This is a genomic window from Pseudorhodoplanes sp. (genome assembly GCF_035565795.1).
In the GTDB taxonomy this organism is placed as follows: Bacteria; Pseudomonadota; Alphaproteobacteria; order Rhizobiales; family Xanthobacteraceae; genus Pseudorhodoplanes.
The window spans coordinates 1-5,200 of sequence record NZ_DATMRV010000020.1 but is presented as its reverse complement, the minus strand read 5'-3'; the positions used below and the strand labels follow the sequence as shown (position 1 = coordinate 5,200).

Sequence of the window (5,200 nt, the reverse complement as noted above, 5' to 3'; positions counted from 1 at the left end):
TTAACCCAAGTTGCGCGCTTTCGCCTTGTCGGGCAAAGGATCACCGGTGGGATCGCCCGTGTGGATCGCCCTTCTTGGGGTCACCCTGGGCCGGGGGACGGCGGAGCGCGTCAGCGATGCTTTTGGTGACCGGCGGTGCCGGTTTTATCGGATCGAATATTGTTGCGAGCCTCAACGAGGCCGGCCGTACAGACGTCGTCGTCAACGACACGCTGGGGACGGACGGCCGCTGGCGCAATCTCGCCAAGCGCCAACTCGCCGACTTTGTGCAGCCGCAGGAGCTGAATGCCTGGCTGCAGGGGCGCAAGCTCGATGCGGTCATCCATATGGGCGCGATCTCCGACACGACGGCGTCGGACGGCGATCTGGTGATGCAGTCGAATTTCCGCCTGTCGCTGGCGCTGCTCGACTGGTGCACGCGGACCCAGACGCCCTTCATCTATGCGTCGTCGGCGGCGACCTACGGCAATGGCGAACATGGGTTTTCCGACGACGATTCTCCCGCGCACCTGCAGGCGCTGCGGCCCATGAATCTGTATGGCTGGAGCAAGCATCTGTTCGATCAGACCCTGATCGCGCGCAAGCTTCGTGGCGAAAAACTGCCGCCGCAATGGGCGGGCCTGAAATTTTTCAACGTGTTCGGCCCGAACGAGTATCACAAGGGCAAGATGGCGAGCGTGCTGGCCCGCATTTTTGACGAGGCGCGCGCCGGCCAGACGGTCAAGCTGTTCAAGTCTCACAAGCCGGGTATCGCCGATGGCGATCAGCGGCGTGACTTCATCTATGTCGATGACGTGGTCGCGGTGGTGCGCTGGTTGCTGGAAAGCCCGCGCGTGTCGGGTCTTTTCAATGTCGGAACCGGGCAGGCACGCAGCTTCCGCGAAATGATCGAGGCGATGTTCGCGAGCCTGAAGCGAGTGCCGAATATCGAGTATGTGGACATGCCGGAGTCTATTCGCGGCCAGTATCAATATTTCACGCAAAGCGAGGTCGGACGGTTGCGCGCGGCGGGCTATAATGCCGGCTTCACGCCGCTCGAAGAGGCGGTCTCCCGCTATGTCACCCGCTATCTCGATTGCGACGACCGGTACCGCTGATGTTCGATTTCGACCAAAGCCTGTCACGATTGTCCGGCGTCACCGTGCTGTGCGTCGGCGATCTGATGCTGGACGACTTCGTCTATGGCGAGGTTGCGCGCATCTCCCCTGAGGCGCCTGCGCCTGTCATCGCGGTCAAGCGCAGCGAAATGGTGATCGGCGGCGCGGGTAACGTGGCGCGCAACATCGCGAGCCTGGGCGCCCATTGCGTGTTCGTCGGTCTGGTCGGCGAAGACGAAGCGGGCCGCACCCTGAAGGCGGCGCTCGCCGCCGAACCGTGCATCACCGCCTCGCTGGTTCTCGACGGCTCGCGTCCCACCACCCGGAAGGTGCGGTTCGTGTCCGAACATTTCGCGACCCATATGCTGCGCGCCGATTGGGAAGAAGCAAGGCCAGCCGACGCGAAGGCCGAAAAGGCGCTGCTCGATGCGGCGCTGGCGGCGTTGCCCAAGGCGGACGCGGTGGTCCTATCCGATTACGCCAAGGGTGTGCTGACGCCGGGACTGATACGGCGTCTCATCGACGCCGCGAATGCCGCCGGCAAGCCGGTGATCGTCGATCCCAAGGGCAGCGACTACAGCATCTATCGCGGCGCCACGATGGTGACGCCGAACCGCAAGGAATTGTCGGAAGCCGTTCGGCGCGATGCCAAGGGCGATGCCGAGGTTGCGGAAGCTGCGACCGAACTGCGCGATGCGCTTGGCTGCGATGCGGTTCTGGTGACGCGAAGCGATGACGGCATGACGCTGGTCGCGAAGGACAAGGCGCCGCTGCATGTTCCTGCTTATGCCGTGAAGATCAGCGACGTGTCGGGTGCAGGCGACACGGTCGTCGCCGTCCTCGCGGCCATGCTCGGCCTGAAGGCGGACTACGAGTCCGCGATGCGCGCGGCAAACGCCGCCGCTGCCGTGGTCGTCGGCAAGCGTGGCACAGCGACCCTGTCGATTGGAGAGTTGCGCCATCGCATTCTTCCGTCGGCGACCCTCGCGGCCGAAGACAAGATTCTGTTCGATTGGCAGGACCTCGATGCGCGTCTCGACGTCTGGCGGAAGCAGGGGCTGCGCATCGGCTTCACCAATGGCTGTTTCGATATTCTGCACCCCGGTCATGTCAGGCTCATGGCGCAGGCCCGAGCCTCCTGCGATCGGCTTGTGCTCGGCCTGAACAGCGATGCATCGGTATCGCGGCTGAAAGGCCCCGAGCGTCCTGTCCAGAAGGTCCAGGCGCGCGCGGAAGTTCTGGCGGCGCTTGAAGCTGTCGATCTCGTCGTCGTGTTCGAGGAGGACACCCCGCGCGCTCTGATCGAGCGGGTCCGGCCGAGTGTGCTGATCAAGGGCGCCGACTATACCCGCGAGCAGGTGGTCGGGCATGACATTGTGGATGCCTATGGTGGCGAGGTCGTCCTGGTCGATCTTCTCCCCGGCCATTCGACGACCGATATCGTCAAGCGCTCGCGCTCTACGGCGAAGAACTGAATTCGCGGGGATGAATCGCGCCGTGCCCGCAGTGTTCAAGCCAGAATATGAAGCTCCGCTTGTCCGCGAATTCTTCCGCGACCGGCCGCGTGGCTTCTTCGTGGAAGTCGGCGCGAACGATCCGAAGAAGGACTCGCAGTCCTATCATCTGGAAGAGGCGGGCTGGACTGGCATCCTGGTCGAGCCCCTGCCTGAGCTTGCCGCAGAGTTGCGCCGGCAGCGAACGGCGCAGGTGTTCGAGGTTGCCTGCTCGTCGCCCGATCGGTCGGGCCAGACCATGCGGCTGCATGTGGCCGGACCATTCTCCTCCTTCGATCCGAATCTCGCTGTGACCGGCATGCGCGCGGATCGCGTGATCGACGTCAAGGTTCGCACGCTCGATGAAGTGCTGAACGAGGGCCGCACGCCGGTGCCGATCGACCTGATGTCAGTCGATGTCGAGGGCCACGAACTCGAGGTGCTGAGCGGGTTCGACTTTGCACGGTGGAAGCCACGACTGGTCCTGCTCGAGGATCATGTCAGCAGCCTCGACAAGCACCGCTTCATGACGCGAGCCGGCTACAGCCTGATGCGGCGGACCGGTCTGAATGGCTGGTACGTACCGCGGGCCGACGCCCCGGCGATGGACCTCCTCGGCCGCTGGCAGATCTTCCGCAAATACTATCTCGCGCTGCCATTCCGGAAGTTCCGGGATGCGAGGCGCCGCTTGCGCGACCGCATCCGCTTCCGGCATCAGGATGCTGAGCGATGAGCCTGCGTCTTTCGGCCATCGTGATCACGAAAAACGAAGCCCGGAACATCGAGGCCTGTCTCGACAGCCTCGCCTTTTGCGACGAGCGCATCGTCGTCGACGGCGGAAGCGAGGATGGGACCGCGCGGCTCGCGGAAGCGAAGGGTGCCAGGGTCACCATCGCCAAAGAATGGCGCGGCTTCGGGCCGCAGAAGAATTTCGCCTTGTCGCTCGCAACGGGCGAATGGGTGCTTTCCGTCGATGCCGACGAACAGGTGAGTGAGGATCTCGCCGTCGAGATCCGACGCGCGATCACCGAAGGTCTGACGGATGCGTATGAGATGCCGCGGCTCTCCACCTTTTGCGGCCGGCCGATGCGCCATTCCGGCTGGTATCCGGACTATGTGCTGCGGCTGTTCAGGCGCAGCCGCGCCCGTTTCTCCGACGATCTCGTCCATGAGCGCGTGATCTATGACGGGCAGGTCGGCCGCCTGAAGGAGCCGCTCACGCATCACCCCGTCCTGCGGCTCGAGGATTCGCTGTCGCGCATGGACCGCTATTCGACGGCGCGGGCAGAGATGATCGTGAATTCCGGACGGCGCGTGTCGTTCTTCACGGGAATCGTGAGAGGCTGGTGGACATTCGTCCAGACCTATTTCATCCGCCTGGGTTTCCTTGACGGGCGGGAAGGGTTCCTGCTGGCGGTCGCGAATGCCGAGGGGACGTATTATCGCTACATGAAAGCGTGGCTGAAGGGGCGTGGCCGTGGCTGATCTGATCTCCGTGATCGTCACGACATGGAATCGCGAGGATGCGCTGGATGCCGTCCTGCGCTCGCTCGCGGTTCAGACCGATCGCGACTTCGAAGTCGTTGTGGCCGACGATGGCTCGGGCGAGGCGACCGCGAAGCTGATTGCTAACTGGGTGTTGAAGCTTGGCCGTCCGCTGAAGCATGTCTGGCAGGAACATCAGGGGTTCCGTGCCGCCGAAATCCGCAACCGCGCGATCCTTGCGAGCGATGGCGCCTATTGCATCTTTCTGGATGGCGACTGCATCGCGCGCCCCGGCTTCGTCGCGACACATCGGAAGCTTGCGGAGCGCGGCTGGTTCGTCACGGGCAACCGAATCCTGATGTCGGAAGCCCTCACGCAGACGGTTCTGCGCGACAACCTCGATCCGGAGCGCTGGACCTATCGCGAATGGGCGCGCGAGCGCGGACGGGGCGGCATCAACCGCACCGTGCCGCTGATGCGGTTGCCGCTCGGGCCATTGCGCAAGATCCGCTTCCGCGCGTGGCGTGGGGCGCGCTCATGCAACCTTGCGATCTGGCGCAGCGATCTCGATCGCGTCGACGGGTTCGATTGCGCCTATCAGGGCTGGGGACGGGAAGATTCCGACCTGCTGGTCCGGCTTCTTCATTCCGGCATCCGGCGGAAGGACGGCGTGTTCGCAACCGGCGTGCTGCATCTGTGGCATCCTGCCGCCGATCGCTCCTGGCTTGGCGATAACGATCAGAAGCTGGACGATGCGATGTCGGACAAGCGGATACGGGCGCAGCGCGGTCTGTCGGTGTTGCGCAATGAAGATTTGCAGGCGAAGTCAGCATGACAGCGACGCTCAATGAAGGCCGGGGATCGTGGCGCATTGACCGTGCGCAATGGCGCAAGGCTGCCGATGTGCTCGCCGCGGTGGTTGTTGCAACCGTCCCGTGGTCGACGTCGATCTCTCTCATAGCGATTGCGTTGTGGCTCATTGCCCTGTTGCCGACGCTGCGGCCGCAGGAGTTGCGCGATGTGATGCGCCATCCAGCGGCGTTCGTACCGGTTGCACTGGTGGTGCTGGCCGCCGCTGGCATGCTATGGGCAGATGTTCCATGGAAGGAGCGGCTGAAGGGCTTC

General features: G+C 63.8%; 5 protein-coding genes and 1 pseudogene. All 6 read left to right on the top strand.

Annotated features, from left to right (window positions below; translation table 11 throughout):
- Positions 1-116: 116 nt before the first annotated feature.
- Positions 117-1,097, top strand: a complete 981-nt coding sequence (gene rfaD, locus VNZ93_RS01705; RefSeq protein ID WP_325699160.1) for an ADP-glyceromanno-heptose 6-epimerase — start codon at positions 117-119, stop codon at positions 1,095-1,097.
- Positions 1,097-2,572, top strand: a complete 1,476-nt coding sequence (rfaE1, locus tag VNZ93_RS01700; protein WP_325699157.1) for a D-glycero-beta-D-manno-heptose-7-phosphate kinase — start codon at positions 1,097-1,099, stop codon at positions 2,570-2,572. The genes rfaD and rfaE1 overlap by 1 nt, the downstream gene beginning before the upstream one ends.
- 10 nt (positions 2,573-2,582) lie before the next feature.
- The gene (locus VNZ93_RS01695) at positions 2,583-3,323 is read left to right on the top strand and encodes an FkbM family methyltransferase (RefSeq protein ID WP_325699155.1); all 741 of its coding nucleotides are present in this window, start codon (positions 2,583-2,585) and stop codon (positions 3,321-3,323) included.
- Positions 3,320-4,075: a glycosyltransferase family 2 protein gene (locus VNZ93_RS01690; RefSeq protein WP_325699152.1), complete on the top strand. Its 756-nt coding sequence runs from the start codon at positions 3,320-3,322 to the stop codon at positions 4,073-4,075. Before VNZ93_RS01695 ends, VNZ93_RS01690 begins: the two co-directional genes overlap by 4 nt.
- Positions 4,068-4,910, top strand: a complete 843-nt coding sequence (locus VNZ93_RS01685) for a glycosyltransferase family 2 protein (protein ID WP_325699150.1) — start codon at positions 4,068-4,070, stop codon at positions 4,908-4,910. Before VNZ93_RS01690 ends, VNZ93_RS01685 begins: the two co-directional genes overlap by 8 nt.
- Positions 4,907-5,200 (top strand): annotated as a pseudogene (locus VNZ93_RS01680) (ligase); the annotation flags it as partial. The gene VNZ93_RS01685 and the pseudogene VNZ93_RS01680, both read left to right, overlap by 4 nt.

Coding starts and splice junctions, on each gene's coding strand:
- rfaE1 (WP_325699157.1), top strand. CDS start 1,097: ATGTTCGATTTCGACCAAAGCCTGTCACGATTGTCCGGCGTCACCGTG.
- rfaD (WP_325699160.1), top strand. CDS start 117: ATGCTTTTGGTGACCGGCGGTGCCGGTTTTATCGGATCGAATATTGTT.
- VNZ93_RS01690 (WP_325699152.1), top strand. CDS start 3,320: ATGAGCCTGCGTCTTTCGGCCATCGTGATCACGAAAAACGAAGCCCGG.
- VNZ93_RS01695 (WP_325699155.1), top strand. CDS start 2,583: ATGAATCGCGCCGTGCCCGCAGTGTTCAAGCCAGAATATGAAGCTCCG.